At 42.2% G+C, this 20955-nt stretch carries 19 protein-coding genes, 1 pseudogene and 1 riboswitch; of the genes and pseudogenes, 5 read left to right on the top strand and 15 right to left on the bottom strand.

What is annotated here, in order from left to right; all coding sequences use genetic code 11:
- Window positions 1-9 precede the first annotated feature (9 nt).
- Window positions 10-537, bottom strand: coding sequence for a hemerythrin domain-containing protein (locus ACH0QE_RS16760; protein WP_415801714.1), 528 nt, complete (start codon window positions 535-537; stop codon window positions 10-12).
- Between the two features lie 216 nt (window positions 538-753).
- Between ACH0QE_RS16760 and ACH0QE_RS16755 the strand changes: the two genes are divergently transcribed.
- Window positions 754-1089 carry a hypothetical protein gene (locus ACH0QE_RS16755; protein ID WP_415801713.1) on the top strand — a complete coding sequence of 112 codons (336 nt, stop codon included), beginning with the start codon at window positions 754-756 and terminating at the stop codon, window positions 1087-1089.
- 252 nt (window positions 1090-1341) lie between these two features.
- Here ACH0QE_RS16755 and ACH0QE_RS16750 read toward each other — a convergent pair whose 3' ends face one another.
- The 4 genes from ACH0QE_RS16750 to ACH0QE_RS16735 are packed head-to-tail and all read right to left on the bottom strand — an operon-like array spanning window position 1342 to window position 4792.
- Entirely contained in the window at window positions 1342-1626 is a 285-nt protein-coding gene (locus tag ACH0QE_RS16750; protein ID WP_415801712.1) for a ferredoxin family protein, read from the bottom strand.
- Window positions 1626-2921 carry an FAD-dependent oxidoreductase gene (locus tag ACH0QE_RS16745; protein ID WP_415801711.1) on the bottom strand — a complete coding sequence of 432 codons (1296 nt, stop codon included), beginning with the start codon at window positions 2919-2921 and terminating at the stop codon, window positions 1626-1628. The genes ACH0QE_RS16750 and ACH0QE_RS16745 overlap by 1 nt, the downstream gene beginning before the upstream one ends.
- Window positions 2914-3939 carry an electron transfer flavoprotein subunit alpha/FixB family protein gene (locus ACH0QE_RS16740; RefSeq protein ID WP_415801710.1) on the bottom strand — a complete coding sequence of 342 codons (1026 nt, stop codon included), beginning with the start codon at window positions 3937-3939 and terminating at the stop codon, window positions 2914-2916. The genes ACH0QE_RS16745 and ACH0QE_RS16740 overlap by 8 nt, the downstream gene beginning before the upstream one ends.
- Window positions 3940-3964: 25 nt before the next feature.
- On the bottom strand, window positions 3965-4792 hold the full coding sequence (locus ACH0QE_RS16735) for an electron transfer flavoprotein subunit beta/FixA family protein (RefSeq protein WP_415801709.1): 828 nt from the start codon (window positions 4790-4792) through the stop codon (window positions 3965-3967).
- Window positions 4793-5399: 607 nt separating this feature from the next.
- On the opposite strand from ACH0QE_RS16735, the pseudogene ACH0QE_RS16730 reads away from it, so the two are divergent.
- Window positions 5400-6098: pseudogene (locus tag ACH0QE_RS16730) on the top strand (ZIP family metal transporter).
- A gap of 51 nt (window positions 6099-6149) precedes the next feature.
- Here ACH0QE_RS16730 and ACH0QE_RS16725 read toward each other — a convergent pair.
- The 6 genes from ACH0QE_RS16725 to ACH0QE_RS16700 form a co-directional block, all read right to left on the bottom strand.
- Complete coding sequence (locus ACH0QE_RS16725; protein ID WP_415801708.1) at window positions 6150-6395, bottom strand: Spo0E family sporulation regulatory protein-aspartic acid phosphatase; 246 nt, start codon at window positions 6393-6395, stop codon at window positions 6150-6152.
- A gap of 154 nt (window positions 6396-6549) precedes the next feature.
- Window positions 6550-7083, bottom strand: a complete 534-nt coding sequence (locus ACH0QE_RS16720) for a 1,2-dihydroxy-3-keto-5-methylthiopentene dioxygenase (protein WP_415801707.1) — start codon at window positions 7081-7083, stop codon at window positions 6550-6552.
- A gap of 64 nt (window positions 7084-7147) precedes the next feature.
- Window positions 7148-7783: a methylthioribulose 1-phosphate dehydratase gene (locus tag ACH0QE_RS16715; RefSeq protein ID WP_415801706.1), complete on the bottom strand. Its 636-nt coding sequence runs from the start codon at window positions 7781-7783 to the stop codon at window positions 7148-7150.
- Window positions 7780-8442, bottom strand: coding sequence for a 2-hydroxy-3-keto-5-methylthiopentenyl-1-phosphate phosphatase (locus ACH0QE_RS16710; RefSeq protein ID WP_415801705.1), 663 nt, complete (start codon window positions 8440-8442; stop codon window positions 7780-7782). The genes ACH0QE_RS16715 and ACH0QE_RS16710 overlap by 4 nt, the downstream gene beginning before the upstream one ends.
- A complete protein-coding gene (gene mtnW / locus ACH0QE_RS16705; protein WP_415801704.1) occupies window positions 8439-9662 on the bottom strand; it encodes a 2,3-diketo-5-methylthiopentyl-1-phosphate enolase in 1224 nt (407 codons plus the stop codon). Before mtnW ends, ACH0QE_RS16710 begins: the two co-directional genes overlap by 4 nt.
- Before the next feature lie 211 nt (window positions 9663-9873).
- Window positions 9874-9981, bottom strand: a riboswitch (SAM riboswitch).
- Window positions 9982-10060: 79 nt separating this feature from the next.
- On the bottom strand, window positions 10061-11236 hold the full coding sequence (locus ACH0QE_RS16700) for a pyridoxal phosphate-dependent aminotransferase (RefSeq protein ID WP_415801703.1): 1176 nt from the start codon (window positions 11234-11236) through the stop codon (window positions 10061-10063).
- A 127-nt stretch (window positions 11237-11363) separates the two neighbouring features.
- Between ACH0QE_RS16700 and ACH0QE_RS16695 the strand changes: the two genes are divergently transcribed.
- The gene (locus ACH0QE_RS16695; RefSeq protein WP_415801729.1) at window positions 11364-12146 is read left to right on the top strand and encodes a carbon-nitrogen family hydrolase; all 783 of its coding nucleotides are present in this window, start codon (window positions 11364-11366) and stop codon (window positions 12144-12146) included.
- Window positions 12147-12209: 63 nt separating this feature from the next.
- Here the strand turns inward: ACH0QE_RS16695 and ACH0QE_RS16690 are convergent, their stop codons facing one another.
- Both ACH0QE_RS16690 and ACH0QE_RS16685 read right to left on the bottom strand, forming a co-directional pair.
- Complete coding sequence (locus ACH0QE_RS16690; RefSeq protein WP_415801702.1) at window positions 12210-12794, bottom strand: metalloregulator ArsR/SmtB family transcription factor; 585 nt, start codon at window positions 12792-12794, stop codon at window positions 12210-12212.
- 171 nt (window positions 12795-12965) lie between these two features.
- Window positions 12966-14549 carry a PAS domain-containing sensor histidine kinase gene (locus ACH0QE_RS16685; RefSeq protein ID WP_415801701.1) on the bottom strand — a complete coding sequence of 528 codons (1584 nt, stop codon included), beginning with the start codon at window positions 14547-14549 and terminating at the stop codon, window positions 12966-12968.
- A 252-nt stretch (window positions 14550-14801) separates the two neighbouring features.
- On the opposite strand from ACH0QE_RS16685, the gene ACH0QE_RS16680 reads away from it, so the two are divergent.
- Complete coding sequence (locus tag ACH0QE_RS16680) at window positions 14802-16130, top strand: IS3 family transposase (RefSeq protein WP_415801700.1); 1329 nt, start codon at window positions 14802-14804, stop codon at window positions 16128-16130.
- A gap of 60 nt (window positions 16131-16190) precedes the next feature.
- Here ACH0QE_RS16680 and ACH0QE_RS16675 read toward each other — a convergent pair whose 3' ends face one another.
- Together ACH0QE_RS16675 and ACH0QE_RS16670 are read right to left on the bottom strand one after the other, a co-directional pair.
- Window positions 16191-18485, bottom strand: coding sequence for a thiamine pyrophosphate-dependent enzyme (locus ACH0QE_RS16675; RefSeq protein WP_415801699.1), 2295 nt, complete (start codon window positions 18483-18485; stop codon window positions 16191-16193).
- Entirely contained in the window at window positions 18485-19498 is a 1014-nt protein-coding gene (locus ACH0QE_RS16670; RefSeq protein ID WP_415801698.1) for a 2-oxoacid:acceptor oxidoreductase family protein, read from the bottom strand. The genes ACH0QE_RS16675 and ACH0QE_RS16670 overlap by 1 nt, the downstream gene beginning before the upstream one ends.
- A gap of 327 nt (window positions 19499-19825) precedes the next feature.
- Between ACH0QE_RS16670 and ACH0QE_RS16665 the strand changes: the two genes are divergently transcribed.
- Window positions 19826-20869 (top strand): acyltransferase family protein, encoded by a 1044-nt coding sequence (locus ACH0QE_RS16665; protein WP_415801697.1) that lies wholly within the window; start codon window positions 19826-19828, stop codon window positions 20867-20869.
- The last annotated feature ends 86 nt before the right edge of the window (window positions 20870-20955 follow it).

Raw genomic sequence — 20955 nt, 5'->3', positions numbered from 1 at the left:
TAGTAACTTTTAAATTAATTTAATACGCGCTGCCAGCTCTTGCTTCTCTTCCTCGCTGAACATATTCTCTGCCATTGGGAAAAGGATGCTTTCTTCCTTACTGAAATGGCTTACCAAAGTGTAGTTTGCATTTTTAATCAATTGAGCATTTTCGATCATTTTTTCATTTGTAAAACCTGCCGTGCCGTCCTTTGTGTTATGGAGGAAGGTTCCAATGAATCGTTTTGCCTGGTCATGTTCATATTCCATAACTGCAATGGGACCCATTTCCCTTCCAATATAGACAGCCATCATCTCAAACAATACGCCTTCTTCACGCTCAGAATGCGGTTCAAGCTCCGCCAGGAACTCAATAACCAGCTCCCTCAGCCTCGAGAAATTCTCCTCCATTTGCTCCCCTTCCTCAATTTTCACTGAAATATTTAAAAGGTTTGCAAGCATATCCAATAAAGGCGGATGTTCATTTTTTAATTGTTGAAGACCTGCACTTAATGTAAAACTTGAATCCTGATTGATACCGCTCATACAGCCTGTCATCCTAATCGGCCTCCTATATATCTTGATACTTTTATTATAGAAAGGAATTAAATTCGAGGTTGTGATAGGCATCACAATTCCAGCTAATTTGAGAAAATGTGAAGAAAAAATGACACTTTGTTAAAATTTCTAAAAATTTTAACAATTAGCCTTCAAATATTATAACTCCTTACATATAATGAATTTATAGCTTAAAGTAAAAGGAGTGAAATTACATTGCAAAATAATTTGTACCGTGATTTTTACGAAAAGTCACTTGTGCCAGCCGGACTCAGTGACAAGAAAGCCCTCCTCGATATCCAGCCTGATAAGCTGCATTCCCATTTATTGATTGGACTTCAGGGCCACCAGGAAGATGGCCGGGAATTTTACCATTGGAACGTAACAATATACAAATCAGATTCATCTGGAATCTATGATGCTGGCAAACCAGTATATGCTTCAAGTCTGTATGACCGGTTTGATGATGCTGTTGAGGCCGCACGGAATATAGAAAAAGAGATCCTTAGTGACCAGCTTCACGCAGTGCGCCAGCAAGAAAAAATCAGTTAACCCCCTCATTTATCCCTCTCTTGATAGCTCCACCCTTTTTTGAACCCATTTGTGAATTAACTTACATATGATGAATATAGAATAATTGTTTGACTCTAAAGATTCCTATGCCCCATTTACTCTGTCACGACATTTCTGGTGTGTTAACCAGGCTTCATTTACTCTTTCCTCTCTCGTTCATTATTTCGCACCTTTAAAACAGCAAAAAGACCGACGAACATTATATGTCCGCCAGTCCCATCTTTTTAATTATTAAGCTAGCCTGAATACGATTCCGTGTCCGCCTTTAGGGTATTCCCATTTGATGTTCTGGTATGGACAGCCGATCCGGCAGCTGCCGCATTCATGACAGCCTTCATAGCCTACCTGCATTCTCTTACCTTCCCATTTGTATACTTCAGCCGGGCAGAATACTGTACAGAGTTTGTCAGGGCACTGAGTCATGCAGACGTCATGATCCAAAACTGTCAGATGCGATTTCGTGTCACACTTAAACCTTAAAAGAAATTGTTTTTCCTCGATGTTTGCTGTTGACATTATTTCACCGCCTTCCAGGCACGATAGATGTCTTGCATTACCTTAAAGGTTCCTTTTTCAGCCGTCACGCTGCGCATAATTTCCTTTTGCTTTTCTCTCTTCGGTGTTCCATCTACTGTGAAGAACTTGCTCATCGCTTTGTTCATCATTGGCAGGTACTCCTTGAAATATTGCGGGTAGGTCTCAAAGGTATGTGCTGCATCCTTATACTTTTCAAGGTCCTTGATGATAAAGCTTCCGAATAATGCTTCCTTATACCGATTCAGGCTGTTCTCACTGAAGTCGCCGTCTTTTTTGGCCTCAACGATTGCTTCCGCCGCCATTTGTCCCGAAGCCATCGCCATGTTTGAGCCTTCACGGTGAATGGCATTTACTAGCTGGGCGGCATCTCCTACTACAAGCACACCGTTCCCCGCAACTCTAGGCACAGAATTGAATCCTCCTTCAGGAATCAAGTGGGCCAGGTATTCCGCTGACTCCCCGCCCTCAAGATAAGGGCGCACCATTGGATGTTTTTTCAGGTAATCAAGCAGTTCATATGGCTTCAATTTGGCTTTGATCATGCTTGACAGTGTCGTCCCGACCCCGATGTTCAAGCTTTCTTTGTTTGTATAAAGGAAGGCTGTACCCAGGTTGCCTTTTGTAGAATCACCGAAAATTTCAATTGTGGTTCCGTGGTTTCCTTCGAGATTAAAGCGTTCATTAATTTTGTCCTTCGGCAAATTGATTACTTCCATAACCGTCAGGGCAACTTCATCAGGACGGAATTCTCTGTGGAAGCCTAGTTGCTTGGAAAGCAGGGAGTTAACTCCATCTGCAAGGACCACAACATCTGCAAATGCCTCTCCATCAGGACGATCGGTACGCACGCCTATAACCTTGCCATTTTCAACGATACATTCAGTGACAACTGTTTCATTTATCAACAATGCACCTTGTTCAACAGCTTTCTTTGCGAACCATTGGTCAAAATGTGCACGCAGCACTGTAAAGTTATTATATGGTTCAACTGCCCATTCGAGACCTTTGTAACCAAACTGGACAACCGATTCTTTATCCATCATCCAGAATCGCTGTTCAACCACAGGCCTTTCGAGAGGAGCTTCCTTCCAAAACTCCGGAATGATGTCTTCCATCTGTTTACGGTAAAGGACTCCACCCATAACGTTCTTTGAGCCTGGGTATTCACCCCGCTCGATCAACAATACTTTTAGTCCGTTTTTTGCACAGTTGTAGGCACATGAAGTTCCAGCAGGGCCGGCTCCTACGACGATTACATCAAATTTTTCAGACATAGCTCATTTCCCCGCCCTTCTCTTTGCTGAGCTCTTTGAACTGCTTGATTAGTTTCGGTACAATTTCCAATGCATCGCCGACAATGCCATATGTGGCAACATCGAAAATCGGAGCGTTAGGATCCTTGTTGATTGCGATGATCAGCTCAGAGTTTTTCATTCCTTCAACATGCTGAATTGCCCCTGAGATGCCGATGGCAAAGTAGATTTTTGGAGTGACAGTCTCGCCAGTCTGACCGATTTGCTGCTCATGCTTCAGCCATCCTGCCTCAACCACATCCCTGGTGCCCCCGACACTGGCACCAATTACTTCCGCCAGCTCATGAATCAGCTGAAATCCCTGGATGTCGCCTAATCCTTTTCCGCCAGCCACGATGACATGGGCTTCTGCAAGGCTTGCTTTTTTTGTTACGTCCTTCACAATTTTAAGCACTTTAGTGCGCATATCTTCTTCCCGAAGTTCTAACTCTTCTTCAATGATGACTCCCTTCCTGCCTTCATCCGTTTCGAGGGCTTTCATCACCTTCGGGCGTACCGTTGCCATTTGCGGCCTGTGTTTTTTACATAGAATCGTAGCCATGATATTTCCACCAAAAGCAGGACGGCTAGCCTCGAGCAATCTTTTCTCAACATCGACATCAAGCATCGTAGTATCAGCTGTCAATCCTGTACTTAAATCTGTTGCAACAGCACTTGCCAGGTCTTTTCCATTTGGCGTTGCTCCATAAAGGAAAATTTCCGGTTTATATTTTTCAGCCAGTGTACAGACACCCTTCATATATGACTCTGTCCGATAATCCTTCAGCACCGGATGATCAACGACATATACTTGATCAGCACCAGCATAAATCACTTCATTTGCTAAAGGCATGACACCTTCCCCAAGCATAACTCCGGAAAGCGGAACTTCCAGCTTGTCTGCAAGCTTCCTTCCCGCACCCAGTAATTCCAGTGAAACTCCTTCGATATTTCCATCATTTACTTCAATGAATACCCAGACTCCCTGGTTTTCTTCCATCTTGCTTTCCCCCTTTAAAATCGAATCAAGAGTTGGCTGTTTTTATTTTCAATAGATCTTTTCTTTCCATTAAAATTCCCATAAGCTGCTCTACTTGAGAATCAGGATTTCCTTCAATCCTTTTCCCGCCCTCAAGCTTTGGCGGACTGAACATCTTGCCAACAATCGTTGGAGATCCTTTTAAACCTAATTGGGCCTTATCAACATCCTCAAGGTCATTCACAGACCAGATAACCGGCTCGTAGCGTGCAGCATTGATCATATTTGGAAGCGGTGCATACTCTATGTCATTAATTTCTTTTTCTACAGTCAGTAAGCAAGGGAGCTGTGATTCAAGGACCTCGTAGCCATCGATTTGCTTACGCTTGATATGAACATTTTTTTCTTCTTTATTAACCTTTGAAACTTCAATAACATTTGTAATGGGCGGTATATCAAGCCGTCGTGCAATTCCAGGTCCTACCTGTCCTGTATCGCCATCAATTGCGTGCTTACCGCAGATGACCAGGTCTATCGGATTATCCTTCGAAATTTTTTCGAGCGCTTTGGAGAGCGCATAGCTTGTAGCCAGGGTATCTGCTCCTGCAAATGCCCTGTCAGAGATCAAATATCCCTGGTCTGCGCCAATTTCGACGCTTTTCTTAATAACAGCAACAGCCTGTGGCGGTCCCATTGAAAGAACAGAAATCGTTCCGCCTGTTTTATTCCTGATTTTGACTGCTTCCTGTACAGCGTGAGCGTCATAAGGGTTCAAAATTGCTGGTGCGCTTCGCCGGTCCAGAGTATTCGTCTTAGGATTGATTTTGATGATCTTTGTATCGGGCACTTGCTTGACACATACGACAATGTGCATACTCTTTTTTCCCCTCCTCAAAATGAAAAACTATTAACTTGTAAGCGGTTACTTTTAGCTGTTCTCCTTTAAAAACGTTTTCCATAGAAAGATGGGAAATATAATAAGGAAGGGATTTTTGATACCAAGAAAATCCTCCTGATTAGGTGGCAATTGCCCTTTCAGAAAACGAATATTATGAAAACAGCTTCAATAAAGGCTGATGTAACATTATTATTGAAATTAATCCTATACACACAGCCTTATATAAATAAAATGCTATGTAGTACGATATATGAATCGCATCACAAGCATAGTACCAACAATTAAAAAAGTAGATAACATAGATGGAAAGCAATTTGTGAAAAATGAGGTAAAACATGCATGAACATAATTAAGCCCATTGTATAAAATGGTAATATGGCTGAAGTTAACTTGGGGTGCATTAGCAATATGATGATAAAAACCTATCTATGTTAAAAATATATAAAATAAGCATATAAAAATATGATAAAAATCACACAAAGATATTTTCTCGTGAAAATTTGAGCAAATTGTTAAATTTCTCGATTGCCTTGAAAGGAGTTGGCAGTAATTTGAACGCCGTTTAGGGAGCTCTCTCTCTGCATTGTCTACTGGCCTGGGAGCACTGGTCATTTTATATTCATGCATCGATCCGTCACCCATAGATGGAGAGATTCACTTCTTGCTTTTACTGCGGGCATCATGATGGCTGCTTCCACTATGGGATTAATTCCTGAAGCGTTAAAAATCGGGGGTTTTCCTGAGCTCGCACTTGGAGTGTACTTTGGGGTATTGATCTTGACTTTAATGGAAAATTATACCGCATATCGACATCCTGCATTCAAACAGCCAAGTGAAGTATGATGAAAAGGCAATGCTGATAATAGCGGCAATTACACTTCCCAATATTCCGGAAGGATTATCAGTAGGGGTCAGTTATGCCTCAACCTAGGGAGATGAAACAGGCAACCTCATAGCCTTTGCAATTGGTCTGCAAAATGCACCTGAGGGCTTTTTGGTCGCGTTGTTTCTGATCAATCAAAATATTAATAAAATAAAAGCTTTCATCATTGCTACTTTGACTGGAGCAATTGTAATTGTTACATCGCTTCTTGGCTTCTTCTCAACCTCCTATGTGAAGTTTTTAGTTCCCTTTGGTCTGGCATTTGCAGCGGGGGCAATGCTTTTCATCATATATAAGGAATTGATTCCAGAAAGTCACGAAGACTGCAATGAAAGATCTTCTACTTATTCCTTTATCGTCGGCCTTTTATTCATGATCTTGCTAATAGAAACATTTTAGCCACCGCCGGTTTCCGGCAGTGGCTAATTTTTTCGATATGATGGAATGTTATCACGCATGCGCTAAAATATATTGTTTCTTTGTCAGCAGGATAATCTGTCTAAAAAGTATCTTCGCTTTTTGGCGTTGCAATTCTGTCTCTTTACGTAAAGTTTGATATTCATATATTAGACGGTCAAGTTCCTGGCTTCGGCGAACTGTTTCGTCGCTCGTGTATCCTGTTTCCAAGGCAGCGGCCACCATCAATTCCCTAACGCGATTAATTTCCTTCAACAAAGTATTTTGCGATTGATACACTTCTATTCTCCTCTACTACTTTAATTCCTTAAACAAATAAAAGTTTACTTGAGAATTATTGCAAATGCTTGTTTGATTGTAAATAGTATCGCAAAATTAGACAATTTTCATTGCGGAAATTTTTTTCTTCGACAAGGTTTGCAATCAGTGATGATTACTGGCTGACTTTTTCGTTTTCGTAAATTGGTACCCAGCCTTCTGTCGTAACGAAAATTCTAACCGCAACTACCTGGCGGTCATCCTGAAGCGTAAAGTAGTGACGAGTATTTTCAGGAACGGAAATCAGGTCTCCTGGATTCAAGAATACTTCAAAAAATTCTCCGTTATTCCCCTGGATGACAAACACACCATGGCCACTGACGATGAACCTTACTTCATCATCTGTGTGGTGGTGTTCCTGTTTGAAATTTGCAAGCAGCTGATCAAGATTCGGTGTATTGTCAGACAGTGAAATGACATCCTGTGCTTTGTAGCCTCTCCGTGCGGAAATGTCTTCAATCTCCGCTTTGAAGGCTTCCAGAATCAGCTGTTTTTCATCATCAGTTAAGAGGAATTTTTCCTGAAGGTTTGCTGGCAGCTTATTGATATCCCACTTTTCATAGATCACTTCCTGCTTGTTCAGAAATGCTTCTACCTCCTGCTCATCAACGATTCTTTCCTGTGTGTTTTGCTTTACGATAAATGCCATGTGAATCTCTCCCTTTTTATAATGTCTTTTATCTACTTAATGAGATTTGTTCTAAAGAACCTGATTAAACTACCTTGAACAATTGGAATGGTTTGTGCTCGAGTAATCTTAACTGATAACGGAATAAAAACTCAGTTGCTTCGAGAATTTTTTTAGCTTCAAATGCGTTCCTGCCCCAGACTGTGATGCCATGGTTACGGATCAAGACTGCTCCAGTATCCCCTTTAACGTGCTCTGAGAATGCTTTAGACAGGGTTGGGATATGCGCATAATTCGGAATAATAGGAATTTTAAGGACAGCATCTTCCTCCCAAATATTAAAAGCCTTAATTAATTCCTGTCCCTGGAATTGCACCTCGCCCCTGTCCCCATAGACCTCGGAGATGACATTGTTATCAATCGTATGGACATGGAGGCTGCATTCAGCCTTGGTCTTCTTGTATACCTCTACATGGAGCAGGGTTTCAGCTGAAGGCTTCAAATGCGTTTCCTCCACCGGACGGCCGAATTGGTCAACAAGCAAAAAGTCCTCATCAGTTCTTTTCCGCTTATCTTTTCCGCTCGCCGTAACAAGGAATTGCACCGGGTCGCTGTTCACTTTAATCGCAAGGTTACCGCTTGTTCCCATAAACCAATCACGCTCAGCCAGTTCAGTTTTTACATCCGCCAATTCTTCCCACTTCGATTCTAAAATGCTCATCCTTTCACCCCTATCTCAGTTTTAAGAGCTTCAATACAGTCATAAAACGTTTCATATGGTATATGTCGAATCTGCCACTCTTCACATTTATCCTTCAAGTAATCTCGCGCCAGCACCAAGTCTGCTTGCTTCGCGGCTTCAAGATCGGTAACGGAGTCACCAATGACGATTTTAGAAGCTCCGCTTTGTTCTAACTTTCTCATGATTGATGGTTTGCAGCAGCCGCAATCATTTGAACACTGTTCATCGCAGTTGTTCGGCCATTCAATTTTTATTGTTTTCCCTGAAAAATCTGAACTGTTACAGTAAATGCCAGCAATTGGGCCAAATTGTTGAATGATGGGTTCTATGAAAAAATCAATTCCGCCGCTTACGATGTATACAGGGATTCCTTCTTCGCTGGCATAATCCAGGAATTCCTGAAAACCAGGGCGAATCCTTGCATTCTTGACGGCAAACTCAATGATCTCTTCTCTGAGGTGGACCGGAAGGAGGGAAAACATTTTCCCTACACCTTCCCTTATGGAAATGGTGCGATCAAGTACTGCATCCTTTAATTCGTCCCATCCTTCAGAGCCGAATGCATTCATGATCGCTATGATATTGTCCTTTTCGGTCACTGTTCCGTCGAAGTCACAAAAAATCACTGGCTGGCTCATTTCGCCACCGCCTCGGCTGAACCCCAAAGACCTATAGCAATTTTTAACTCTTCATGCTCAAGTGCGCCTTCTTCAAGCGTTTTTCCTTGAAGAACTGTTTCAATTGCCTGCCTGAATGCCTTGCCGCCCCCCTGTGCTCCACCAGGATGGCCATGTACGCCTCCACCCGCATTAATGATTGAATCTATTCCAAAATCTTTTACAAGCGACGGGACCATTCCTGGATGGATACCTGCTGACGGAACCGGGAAAGTTCTTTTGAATTGATCCTCAGCAGTCAGTGCCTCGGCTATTGATATCGCCTGCTTCTTTTCGAGAGCCACACTTCCATAAGGTGACGGGAACAGCGAGAAGTCTGCTCCGGCATAGCGGAGTAATTTTCCCAGAAGCAAAGAATGCGAAAAACCATATTCTTCAGCTGAAGTGAACGCACCACTTACGGCCGGATGAGCCATGATCGGAATACCGATTTCGTCATCTTCCCTAAGCTCCTGCAAGACATCCAAACCGTAGGCAAACACATTGAACAACAGGGCGTCAGCTCCAAGCTCAGCAGCTTTTCTCGCTTTATCCTTAAGCTGTGTGGTCCTTCCTGTCAGGTTGGCAGCATATAAGGTTCTGTGTCCAGTAGATTCATAGACTTCATCGAGAACCTGCTTTCCAAGAGTGATTCTCGTTTCAAAAGGAGTAAGTTCATTTTCAAACAGGATTTCATCATCCTTGATCAGATCAACTCCACCAAGGCTCTGTTCTTTTAGCTGCTTTAACAGAAACTCCATGTCCCTTCCGATGACACCTTTAAAGATGCTCATAAGCAATGGCCGGTCGTAGACACCAAGCTTTTCCCTTATTCCTTCAATTCCAAAGCGCGGACCTGGGAATTCCTTTTTTAATTCTTTTCCGAATTCAAGGTCTACCAGCTTTACCTTGCCATCAAGCGATAGTTTTCCAAATACAGTTGTGAGAATTGCTGGCAGGTCCGGTGAGAAATTGATGGCAGGATAAGCGATTTTAATTGTTGCCACTGTTTCTGAATTGGTGTCCAGGCCCGAACCTTCTACAGAAACAACTCTCCCCTTATGTTTTTTTAATTGTTTTTGGTCCAGTTCAGGTAAGTCAGTCCAGGAGCCCACTGTCAACCCAAGCGCGATTCCCTCTGCCTTTTTCTCCGGGTTATGTTTAGCATCATGGACTACATATGTCGCTGTAATTTCACTCATGAAGATCAATCCCTTTCAGTTAGAAAAGCGCAAGCGCCTTGTCCAGCCCCGACAAGCGTTGGAGGGCCGCCCATTGAAGTCCTTCTTTGACTTCATTAGGCGGACTGAAACGATCGAGGGGCTAGGCGCTGGAGCTAGACATTAATATAATTGCAAAAAAAATACAAAAAAACCTCTTCGCAAAGAAGAGGTTAGAAAATACACTAAACTCTTCTCATCTTTCAGCTTTCGCTGCAAGAATTAGCACCGTGCCCAGCTAAATGCTGGATCGGTTGCCGGGCTTCATCGGGCTCGTCCCTCCGCCTGCTCTTGATAAGAAAATAATTTAATCAAGTTATTTAATTGGTTAAAGTAAATTTGTTAATTAGGATTATGTCAGGTTCATAAATCAATGTCAACTATTTTTTGAAAATTTCCAAGCTTTCAATTCTGCTGACTGCTTCTTTCAATCTATCCTCAGAGCTTAGCAAGCCAACCCTCACAAAGCCCTCTCCATGTTGACCAAACCCTACACCTGGCGCAACTGCTATATGTGCTTTTTCCAGCATGAAATCCGCGAATTCAACCGAAGTGAAGTGTTCCGGAACCTTGAGCCAGGCAAAAAATGAGCCTTTTGGAGCAGTGACGTGCCAGCCAATATTTTTCAGACCGTCAATAAGGACATTTCTTCTTGATTCGTATAAATCATTTAACTCAACAACACATTCCTGCGGTCCTAGCAAAGCTTCTGCTGCAGCTTCCTGGACAGCGCCAAACAAGCTGACATACATATGGTCCTGAAGCAAGTTAATTGCGGCAATCACGCTCTTGTTCCCCGCTGCAAAGCCAACACGCCAGCCAGCCATATTATACGTTTTCGAGAGCGTATAGATTTCGATTCCTACGTCCTTGGCACCCTCTGACTGTAAAAAGCTTTGTGGTCTCTTCCCGTCAAAGCCAATCGCCCCATACGCGAAATCGTGGACAACACAAATCTCATTTTTTTGTGCCAGCTCGATTGTCTGATCAAAAAATTCCTGATGTGCCACTGCGCCCGTAGGATTATTTGGGTAGTTGAGAAACATCAGTTTTGCTTGATCCAAATCCTCTGCACTTAATTCAGCATAATCAGGCAAAAAGGCATTCTCTTCTCTTAGTGGCATTGTCACCATCTTTGCCTTTGCAAGTTCGACTCCAGATATGTAGTCAGGATAACCGGGGTCAGGAACAAGAATTGTGTCCCCAGGATTCAACAGGCATTGAGGAATTTCAACCAGGCCAGCCTTGCCACCGAATAGTATGGCAATTTCTTCTTCTGGATCAAGATTGACTCCATACTCCCTTTTATAAAATGCTGCTGCAGCTTCTTTTAACGAGCTCAATCCCCTGAACGGCGAATATTTATGATTAGCCGGATTATCCGCAGCCTGCTTCAACTTTTCAACGATGTGCTGAGGTGTTGGTTGGTCAGGGTTTCCCTGTCCAAGATTGATAACGTCTGCCCCTTTTTCAGTATATGCGCCCACTTTTTGCACGAGTGAAGCAAAAAACTGCTTGGGCAGGCTTTTCAATAAATCTGATTGTGCGAATTCCATTTTCTCACCTGCTTAGGAAATATATTAGTATTTAAAAATTTTAATTTGAAATTCTAGTCACAAATGATATAACGTAAATAGTAACTTGTAAAGATATAATTTTCAGAAAGTATGGCGGTGATTTATGATGAAATATAAAATAGCATGTCTGCAAATGGACATTGCCTTTGGGAATCCTGTGCAAAATTACAAAAAAGCCTCCGAACTGATCGACAAGGCAAATGCTCAAAAACCTGATATCATTGTCCTTCCCGAGCTCTGGACTACCGGATATGATCTCGATAATTTAAAAGACACTGCAGAAGAAGAAGCACAAGAAGCCAAATTGTTTTTCAAGGATGCAGCTGAGAAATACAATTCCCATTTTATTGGCGGTTCTGTTGCCAATAAAACAGAAGCTGGCATTGAAAATACACTGCTTGTATTCGACAAAAATGGTGACCAGGCAGGAATATACAGCAAGCTTCACTTGTTCAAGCTCATGGATGAGCATCTGTATCTGGCTGCTGGAAAAGAAAAAGGGTTATTTCCTTTAGATGACCACAAATTTGCCGGGTTGATTTGCTATGACATCCGGTTCCCGGAATGGGTCCGTGCCCATGCACTCCATGGAGTTGAAGCGATGTTTATTGTTGCTGAATGGCCAATCCAGCGTTTAGAACACTGGCGAGCATTGCTCATCGCCCGTGCGATTGAGAACCAATGCTTTGTTATAGCCTGCAATCGGGCCGGCTCTGACCCTAACAATAAATTCGCTGGCCATTCCATGGTCATTGGCCCATGGGGTGACGTGATTGCAGAAGGTGGAGAAGGTGAGGAAATCCTCCTTGCAGAAATCGACCTGGATGAGGTTAAGGAAGCAAGAGGCAAGATTCCAATCTTCGCCGATCGCCGCCCTGAATTGTATTAATTCATATCACAGGAAAACCGCCCAGGGACAATACCTGAGGCGGTTTTAACTGTGCATATTAAATCATTCTGGTTTTGCCCACATCTCTTCAGGGTTCAATTCATAAATCGCATTTTCACGATACATGTAGTGATTGATTATAAATTCCCTTCTGATTGTCGCATAGTCCTCATGGAACTTCGTGATATATTCGTTCAGTTCCTTTTCTGGATACTTCTTTCCTGCTTTCAACCCACGGACCATGTATTCGAATACCATCAACTTCTTCTTCCGTTGCGCCGGGATGTTCTTTAATTTACCATCTTTTGTAAAGAAATTCTCAATTACCTTTTGCCTTTCAATATTCTGTTCGATCATTGCTTCCACCTCCCCTTCCTTTTTCTCGATCAACTTGCCTAGCGATTTCGCCTGTTGCTTGATTAATGACTCATTTAAATGAAAATAAATCGTGTTTTTGTCCCTGCGCTCGAAGATCACATTGATATCCCGCAATTTTTTGATATGATGTGTGATGGTCGGCGGGGTAAGGCCAAGCTTTCCTGCAATTGCCTGGCCATGAAGCGGCCCGTTTGCTAGCAAAGCCACTATTCTTAACCTTGTTGGGTCCCCCATTGCTTTATGAAAAGCAACAATTTTATCCAGCTGCATAAAATCACTCCAATTGATTCGATATACATCTAATTAGGTATATATCTAATATAATCCATTCTTCATTATTTTAAAAGGGAAATGTGTTAAATTTTTTCAAAAAAATTACTCCCGCAGGATTTAGAGATTGTTTAAAAAAAGCTTTTAGCAAAAAAAAACGCCTGATTGATTTTAATCAGACATTTCCCTGGTTATTGGCAAATAAATATGGAAGATTGTGCCGTCACCGACCTTGCTCTCAATTTCAATTGTGCCACCATGTTCTTCAATGATTTTGAAGCTAACCATCAACCCTAGGCCTGTTCCTCTTTCCTTGGTTGTGTAAAAAGGTTCTCCAAGCTTTTTGATCTTTTCAGCAGGAATTCCTTCTCCTTCATCGTGGATGCATATATGTATTCTGTTTCCTGGTGCCTGGCTGACCATCACACTGACTAAGCCGCCCTTAGGCATCACTTCTATCGCGTTTTTTATAATATTAATAAAGACCTTCTTTAGTTGATTAGGTTCACACAGGAGTTCTGGCAAATCATCGTCATATAAAGTTTTTATCTGCACATCATGTAGCACAGCCTGCGCAGTAAGAAGGGCCGCGGTCTCATTCATTATTTTTGAAATATCGGTATTCTCATATTTTATTGACTGAGGTTTAGCTAAAATCAGGAACTCGTTGATGATCGAGTCGATTCTTTGGAGTTCAGTCTTGATTACCTGGAAATATAATGAATACGCATCGCCTGTACTATTTTCGAGCAGCTGGATGAACCCTTTTAGCGCAGTCATTGGATTGCGGATTTCATGGGCAATGCCCGCTGCCAGCTCCCCCAGCATATTAAGCGTATCTGATTTATGGAGCTGGGCTTCCATCTCTATTTTTTCGGTAATATTCCTGAAAACAATAAGATTCAAACTGTCTACCAATTGGTGTTTGACACTGTATTCAAAATGCTTCATCCTGCCTTCTTCATACGGAATGGTAATCCTTCCATCCAGCCTGCCTTTTCGAAGCAGTGCTTGCATCTTTTCATCGATTAATTCTTCTGAAAGTCCAAAATTCATGAAAAGCTTCCGAAAGTTTTTCTCCTCCAGGTCTTCCTGCTTCAGTTCCAGCTTTGCCATTCCAGAGGGGTTAATTTCATAATGTTTGCAATTTTCATCCCACAGAATCATTCCCTCAATCGATCCCTCAAAAATTCTCCGAAATCGCTCTTCGCTTTTCCGAAGCTTTTGTTCCATACGGTAACGCTCACTTGCGTCCCGAACAATAGTCATATGATAGCCGTCGCCCGCATTGAGCTTAACAGTAAATTCCAGCAGTCTCGTTTCTCCATTTGGCAAGAGAAAAAACGCTTCTTCGCGCAGCGCACCTTTTTCATTGATAATTTGTTTCATCTCGCTATATTTCTCATCTTTTTGATAAATGAAGTCCGAAATTTTATGCTTTAACATCTCTTCATGAGTGAGTCCGAAAATCTTGCAGGTTGCTTCGTTAGCAGCAATGATTCGTCCACACTTGCCCCAAAACACAATCCCATCCAATGTTTCGAGGAATAAGTTTTTAAACAAACCGTCGTCTTCAATAAATCTTTCATCAAAACTTTTTGCTGGACCGTCAGCTGGGACCATTTGAACAGAACATTCAGTGGCTGGCCGCTGATGCATATTCTTCCACTCTATTAAAGAGGAATTTTCTCGTTCTAAAGCGGCGATTTTCTCTTTCAGTGCCTTAATCTCATCTGCAATGTTAGCACTACTCACCAGAAAGCCTCCTTGTCGGATTCCCATTTTTCTAGTAATTTCTACATGGATGGTAAAAATCCCTCTAATATCGCGAGTTTTTCCTGAGATCCTGCTAACTTTCCCTCTAGATAATAATAATTAACTACTAATAAAAGAGAAGCCAGGGAAATAAAATGGTACCTGTAGGTAGGACACTCGAAAAAAAGAGTGTTCAACCTGCAGGTATTTTTTATATACTTGAATTTTAGAATATGGGGATTAGGGGACAACATGAGTAAATTAACTTTTTCATCCAAAGAGATAAACACACTTCAAAAAAATCCAAATGTACAACGTATCAGCGAGAGGTCAATTACCTATACTGCTGAATTTAAAAATAGATTCATAGATGAATATCAAACCGGCAAACTTCCTCGCCGGATTTTCGAAGAGAACGGCTTCAATGTGGACGTTATTGGTATGAAACGGGTTGAACAGTCAGCCCATAGATGGAAAAAATCCTATGAAAAGGACGGCTTGATCGGGCTTACAGATTCGAGAAAAACAGCTTCCGGCAGACCTTTGAAGCGTGAACTTACACCCTCCGAAGTGATTGAAAGGCAAAAGGCTAGAATCGAGCTGTTGGAAGGACAGGTGGAGCTGTTAAAAAAGCTAGAAACGACCGAAAGGAGGCTGCTAAACACAAGCGAAAATCTAAATCCGAATAAGGCTTACCAGTTGATCCAAGATACGATTGAACAAAATGAATTCAAGGGGATGACCAGATATTTCTGTAATCTTCTGGAGGTCTCTCGTTCGGGATATTACAGCTATCTGAAGGCTTCCTCAGTCCGGGAAGCAAGGGAGAAACTGGACCTCGAAGCTAAGGAACTTATTTTAAAAGCCTTTAATCGACGGGGATATTTGAAAGGGTCCCGTTCCATTAAAATGATTTTAGAAAATGAGTTTGACATTACCTTCAGCCTTAAAAAGATCCGAAGAATTATGAGGAAATATGGAATCGTCTGCCCTCACCGGAAGCCAAATCCTTATAAAAGAATCGCTAAAGCTACGAAGGAACACCAGGTTGTCCCGAACCAATTAAACAGGGAATTCAAGCAAGGAATCCCTGGGAAAGTGTTACTAACCGATATCACTTATTTGCCATATAACGGTAATAGTATGGCCTATTTGTCGACCGTAAAAGATGCCTGCACCAATGAAATTTTGGCTTACCATGTTTCTGACCGTATCACATTAGATATCGCAACCAAGACGATTCATAAATTGATGAATAACAAGAAAATTACACTCCATGAAGATGCCTTCATTCACTCGGATCAAGGGAGCCATTACACAAGTCCGAGATACCAGAAGTTATTAAAGAAATATGGTCTCGGCCAGTCTATGTCACGCCGAGGCAACTGTTGGGATAATGCCCCCCAAGAGTCCTTCTTTGGCCACCTGAAGGATGAAGTGGAATATAAATCTGCAAATTCCTTAAAGGACCTGAAGTCGAAAATAAATCATTACATGACCTACTATAACAACTACCGCTATCAGTGGAATTTAAAAAAGATGACTCCTATTCAATTTAGGAATCATCTTCAAGTTGCTTAATCTCTTTTTTTATTGTGTCCTTGACTTGGGTACCATTTTAAAATCCTGACTTCTCTTTTATTATAGATACTCGTTTTCGTGTTTTGCCTTCAGGCGCTGCCACCTTTTTTCGACTTCTTCTTCAAACTCCACGAGCATATCCTTATTTTCTTCTTTTAACAGATGCTTGGTTTTACCCATATATTTCAACCAATCTGCCAATGGAATCTTCTTGTTTTTCGCTTCTGGATTGTAAGTGATGTTTGTGACACCTTGCTCCACTTCGTACAACGGGAAGAAGTTCGAATTCACAGCTGCCTCGACAATTGTCTGGCCAAAGCGGTCTTCCGATTTCCAGTTGAGAGGGCATGTTATCAAAAGCTTACCATATACAGTCCCTACATTTTGAGCATACCACTGTGCCTTAGCAGCCTTTTTTACAAGGTCCTGCGGGAATGCTTCGGTTCCAGTGAACACATAAGGAATATTGGTAGAAGCCATGATCTGGGCCGTATCCTTATGGTGGAATGCCTTACCCTTTTGTGCCTTGCCGACGTTTGAAGTGCTCGTCATGTGGCCAAAAGGAGTGGAGTATGAAAGCTGGGAACCGGTATTCATGTACCCCTCGTTATCGTATTCAAGCATGATCAGCTTGTGTCCGCGAAGTGCCGTGCCGATTGCCGATCCCATGCCAATATCCATACCGCCATCACCGGTCACCATTACGAACGTAGCATCTGCTGACACTTCGATTTCACCACGGCGCTTTAGTTCAAGGAATGCCTCTAGCGTTCCTGATAATGTAGCCGCACCATTCTGGAACAGGTTATGAATCGTCGTCTGCTTATGGGATGTATGCGGATAAGCTGTTGTTACAACGTACGCACAGCCCGTTTGGAAAAGAATGACGAGATCTCCTTCGATTCCTTTAAAGAATAGCTCCAGTCCGCCGAAGATTCCGCAGCCAGGACATGCGCCATGACCTGATGCAATTCGTTTCGGCTTTGTAGTCAAGGCTCTTAAAGGCGGAATTTTGACATTCAGCTTATTCTTTTCTTCATCTCTTGTTACCTGGATAAGTCCTGAATTATAGACATCGCCATGCTGTGGCTCAATGACCTGCTTCAATGCTTTTTCAGGATCGCCTGCAACATGTCCGTAGTAGTCGAACGGCTTTTCTGCGTAACCTTTTTCCATGGCGTCAATCGCCATACCGAAAAATGCTTCTGCATCATCTGCATAGAAGTCTTTGCCCCCAAGTCCAAACACCCTGCTCTGTACGATTGTTGCATTGTCCCTGTCTTCCTGAAGCGCGGACTTAATTTCGTGCGTCAGGTTAGGTCCATGTCCACCGTAGGAATCTGCACGCTCACCTACAAGAAGTGATTTCACATTCTTCAGCGCTTCCCTGATTTCCTGTGCAGGGAATGGCCGGATGATATTAGGACTGATGACACCAGCCTTGATTCCCTTCTCGCGAAGACTGTCTACAACATCCTTGGCAGACTCTGCCGCTGAGTTCAACAGGAAGAGCGCTACGTCAGCATCTTCCATTTGATAAAGGTCAAGAATATCATAGTTGCGTCCTGATAGTTTTGCATATTCTGCAGCTACTTCTTTATAAACATCTTTCGCTCTGTACATCGCTTCCGATTGCTGGAAGTGGTTGTTCATCAAGTCGTCGCCATTCATATGGGCTCCGATTGTCAGCGGCTTCTTAGGATCTCTGGCAAAATTATATTCAGTCGGCGCCTCGCCAACAAATCTCTGGACTACTGCACGATCCTTGAAATAGTTCACTTTTCGCTTTTGGTGGGATGTAAAGAAGCCATCATATGCAACCATGACAGGCAGGCGAACATCTGAGTGTTCGGCGATTTTCAGCGCCATAATGTTCATATCGTATACAGCCTGAGGTGTCCTGGCGGTTAGGATCACCCATCCTGTATTTAACGCAAAATACAAATCTGAATGGTCGCCGCGGATGTCCAGCGGACCGCTGATTGAACGAGTTACCAGGTTCAAGACCATTGGATAACGTGTACCTGATTGAACCGGAAGCTGCTCAAGCATATACATTAACCCGTTCGCGCTTGTTGCGTTGAACACGCGAGCTCCGGTTGCTGCAGCTCCATAACAGATACCCGCTGAACCATGTTCTCCATCAGCAGGAATTAATTTTATATCATGCTCGCCTCTGGATTTCATCATATCCAGGTATTGAGCAACTTCTGTTGAAGGGGTAATCGGAAAATAGCCCATGATATGATAATTGATCTGGGCTGCAGCCATTGCCGCCATTTCATTTCCGGATTCAAAGGTTGTCACCTGTTCTGCTGTACTCATTGCCTTCACGTTTTCTTCAAGAACGGACATTAAGAAACCCCTCCAGTCACATAAGGATAGTTATGTTTTACTTGATTCTCCTCAGCATAGCCAATCATTTCTCTCAGCTCGCTTAACGCAGTAGTTGGACATGCTTCAACACACTTCAGGCAGCCTTTGCAATATTGATAATCGATTCCCTTAAGGAACATTTGCTTTCTGCCGCGTTTGTCCTCTCCTTCTTCCCATACAAAGCAATAATCAGGGCATGCAGTATCACATGCAGCACAATTAATACATTCTTGCTGATTGAATTGGGGCAGGAATCCTTGTCTGGAACCGCTTAAATCCTTGAGGATACTATTTGCCTGCGCTGTAATCACACCGCCGATTTCCTGTGTTTCATATCCAAGCAGCGGCATTGGGCGCTTGAATTCTTTGCCCTGTGCTCCTTCTTCTGGTGCGTAGGTTTTAAATTGAACGTCATTGTAGCCTCTCTCGAACGTCCTGATATTCGGCTCAACAAAATGAGGATATTTCTTTTCAAAAGTTTTGCGGATAACATTTTTCATCGCTTCGGGATCAAGGAAATCAATGATGCGATACAATGCACCAAGCATCGCAGTATTTACTTTCGTTTTTTCCTCGACAGCGATGGATAGCGCATCAACAATTGCCAGTGTTCCATGCTCCAGATGAAGATCTTTTTTGATGTCATCAAAATCTCTCGTCGAATTCACCAGCAGGATTCCGTCCGGACGCAACCCACTTACTACATCGACCATTTTATAAAGTGCCTCATGAAATACGCCGACAACATGCGGCTCTTCTATTGGACTGTGGACCCTGATTTCAGTGTCTGGTTCACAGAAGCGGACAAAGCTTTTCACCGGTGATCCCTTTTTCTCCGATCCATATGACGAAAAGTTGGATCCGTTCAAACCAAGGCCTAGAACACCTGCTTCCGCAAGCATCTTTCCTGCAAGGTTTGCGCCAAGCCCTCCAATCGATTCAAGTCTTATCTCGTAAAAACCTAATTCATTCTTTTTCGGTAAGATAGACATAATCTCCCTCCCCAATTTGGTTGTTAAGGTAATTGACTTTAAAACATTCCCCACTAATAATTTTATAGACTTTACGATTATTAAGCTGTGACATATATCAAACATTTGCACTTTTTTAATGGAACACACCCAAAAATATTTAACTTAAGCCGTATATTATAATGAAAAACTTTTATATAACAGAGAAAAAATTGTAATAGTACAGATGCATTTATTCCTGATTTAGGATTTAATTCCTTAATTTTGAGCAATTAGCCTAGTTTGCATTTATCCTGAGTGGGGTAAAAAAGGGTTAGTATTTTGGGGGTCTCTAATTAAGGAGGAAATATGAAACAACGAGATTACTACTTTGACAATGCCAAGTTCATCTTGATTTTTTTCGTCGTATTTGGCCATCTTTTGCGCTCGTTCATTGAAGACAATGAAATGATTTATAATGTTTATAAAGTCATTTATACATTCCATATGCCGGCCTTCATCCTTGTTTCTGGATTTTTCGCGAGAGGCTTCAATAAAAAAGGCTATGTAATGAAAATTGCCAAGAAGCTAATACTGCCATACTTTATTTTTCAGCTGATCTATTCCATTTTCTATTATTTCCTGTACAGCAAGTCCACTTTTACGATGGATCCATTGAATCCGCACTGGTCTCTATGGTTTTTGATCAGTTTATTCTGTTGGAACATCATGCTGATCGGCTTTTCGAAAATTAAAGCACCTATTGGACTGTTGATAGCATTTGGATTAGGTTTAGCTGTCGGATATGTAGATTGGATATCCAACTATTTAAGTCTTTCAAGGACCTTTGTTTTCTTTCCATTGTTCCTGCTCGGGTACCATATGACAAAAGACCATATTAAAACATTGACAAGGCCTGCCTTCAAAGTTGGAGCATTTGTGGTCTTCACCGCAGTGTTTTTAGGATTTTTGTTCAACCCGGAAGTAGATTATAAATGGCTCCTGGGCTCCAAGCCTTATTCAATGATGGAAGCAGCTTCAATATCAAGTATGTTCACACGATTGGGCTTTTACTTATTAAGCTTGCTGATGGTGTTCAGCTTTTTGACAATCGTTCCAAAGAAGCAATATTTCTTTACAGACCTGGGAAAAAATACACTTTATGTATATCTGCTGCACGGGTTTTTTGTACGAACCTTCCGCGAAAGCGAAGTTCAGAACTTCTTCCAGAGTCCTGAACGTATCCTTTTGCTGGCAGTCATCGCACTGCTCTTGACTTTCCTGTTGTCCAGCAAGTACGCAGCAGCAATAGCACAGCCACTGATCGAGTTTAAAACCTCACGGATCAACCGACTCAAAACTAGGTTCACAGCCATCCTGAGGTTTTATAGGCGGAAGCTATTGAGCAGTTAACACTTCCTAATATAAGCACTAGCAAGAGCCATTCCTCAAGAGAATGGCTCTTTTCCTTTTTCTTCAACTGCATTCAACCTGTCTTT

Source organism: Mesobacillus sp. (genome assembly GCF_047739415.1).
In the GTDB taxonomy this organism is placed as follows: domain Bacteria; phylum Bacillota; class Bacilli; order Bacillales; family Cytobacillaceae; genus Mesobacillus.
Note: the sequence above shows the minus strand (reverse complement) of the source record. Positions and strands in the feature narration are given on the sequence as shown.

Bases quoted from the DNA above. Each gene is read 5' to 3' on its own strand.
- ACH0QE_RS16695 (WP_415801729.1), top strand. From the start codon at position 11,364: ATGAAATATAAAATAGCATGTCTGCAAATGGACATTGCCTTTGGGAAT.
- ACH0QE_RS16670 (WP_415801698.1), bottom strand. From the start codon at position 19,498: ATGTCTATCTTACCGAAAAAGAATGAATTAGGTTTTTACGAGATAAGA.
- ACH0QE_RS16720 (WP_415801707.1), bottom strand. From the start codon at position 7,083: ATGGCATTTATCGTAAAGCAAAACACACAGGAAAGAATCGTTGATGAG.
- ACH0QE_RS16735 (WP_415801709.1), bottom strand. From the start codon at position 4,792: ATGCACATTGTCGTATGTGTCAAGCAAGTGCCCGATACAAAGATCATC.
- ACH0QE_RS16680 (WP_415801700.1), top strand. From the start codon at position 14,802: ATGAGTAAATTAACTTTTTCATCCAAAGAGATAAACACACTTCAAAAA.
- ACH0QE_RS16675 (WP_415801699.1), bottom strand. From the start codon at position 18,485: ATGTCCGTTCTTGAAGAAAACGTGAAGGCAATGAGTACAGCAGAACAG.
- ACH0QE_RS16750 (WP_415801712.1), bottom strand. From the start codon at position 1,626: ATGTCAACAGCAAACATCGAGGAAAAACAATTTCTTTTAAGGTTTAAG.
- ACH0QE_RS16700 (WP_415801703.1), bottom strand. From the start codon at position 11,236: ATGGAATTCGCACAATCAGATTTATTGAAAAGCCTGCCCAAGCAGTTT.
- ACH0QE_RS16715 (WP_415801706.1), bottom strand. From the start codon at position 7,783: ATGAGCATTTTAGAATCGAAGTGGGAAGAATTGGCGGATGTAAAAACT.
- ACH0QE_RS16740 (WP_415801710.1), bottom strand. From the start codon at position 3,939: ATGGAAGAAAACCAGGGAGTCTGGGTATTCATTGAAGTAAATGATGGA.
- ACH0QE_RS16690 (WP_415801702.1), bottom strand. From the start codon at position 12,794: ATGCAGCTGGATAAAATTGTTGCTTTTCATAAAGCAATGGGGGACCCA.
- ACH0QE_RS16665 (WP_415801697.1), top strand. From the start codon at position 19,826: ATGAAACAACGAGATTACTACTTTGACAATGCCAAGTTCATCTTGATT.
- ACH0QE_RS16710 (WP_415801705.1), bottom strand. From the start codon at position 8,442: ATGAGCCAGCCAGTGATTTTTTGTGACTTCGACGGAACAGTGACCGAA.
- ACH0QE_RS16745 (WP_415801711.1), bottom strand. From the start codon at position 2,921: ATGTCTGAAAAATTTGATGTAATCGTCGTAGGAGCCGGCCCTGCTGGA.
- mtnW (WP_415801704.1), bottom strand. From the start codon at position 9,662: ATGAGTGAAATTACAGCGACATATGTAGTCCATGATGCTAAACATAAC.
- ACH0QE_RS16760 (WP_415801714.1), bottom strand. From the start codon at position 537: ATGACAGGCTGTATGAGCGGTATCAATCAGGATTCAAGTTTTACATTA.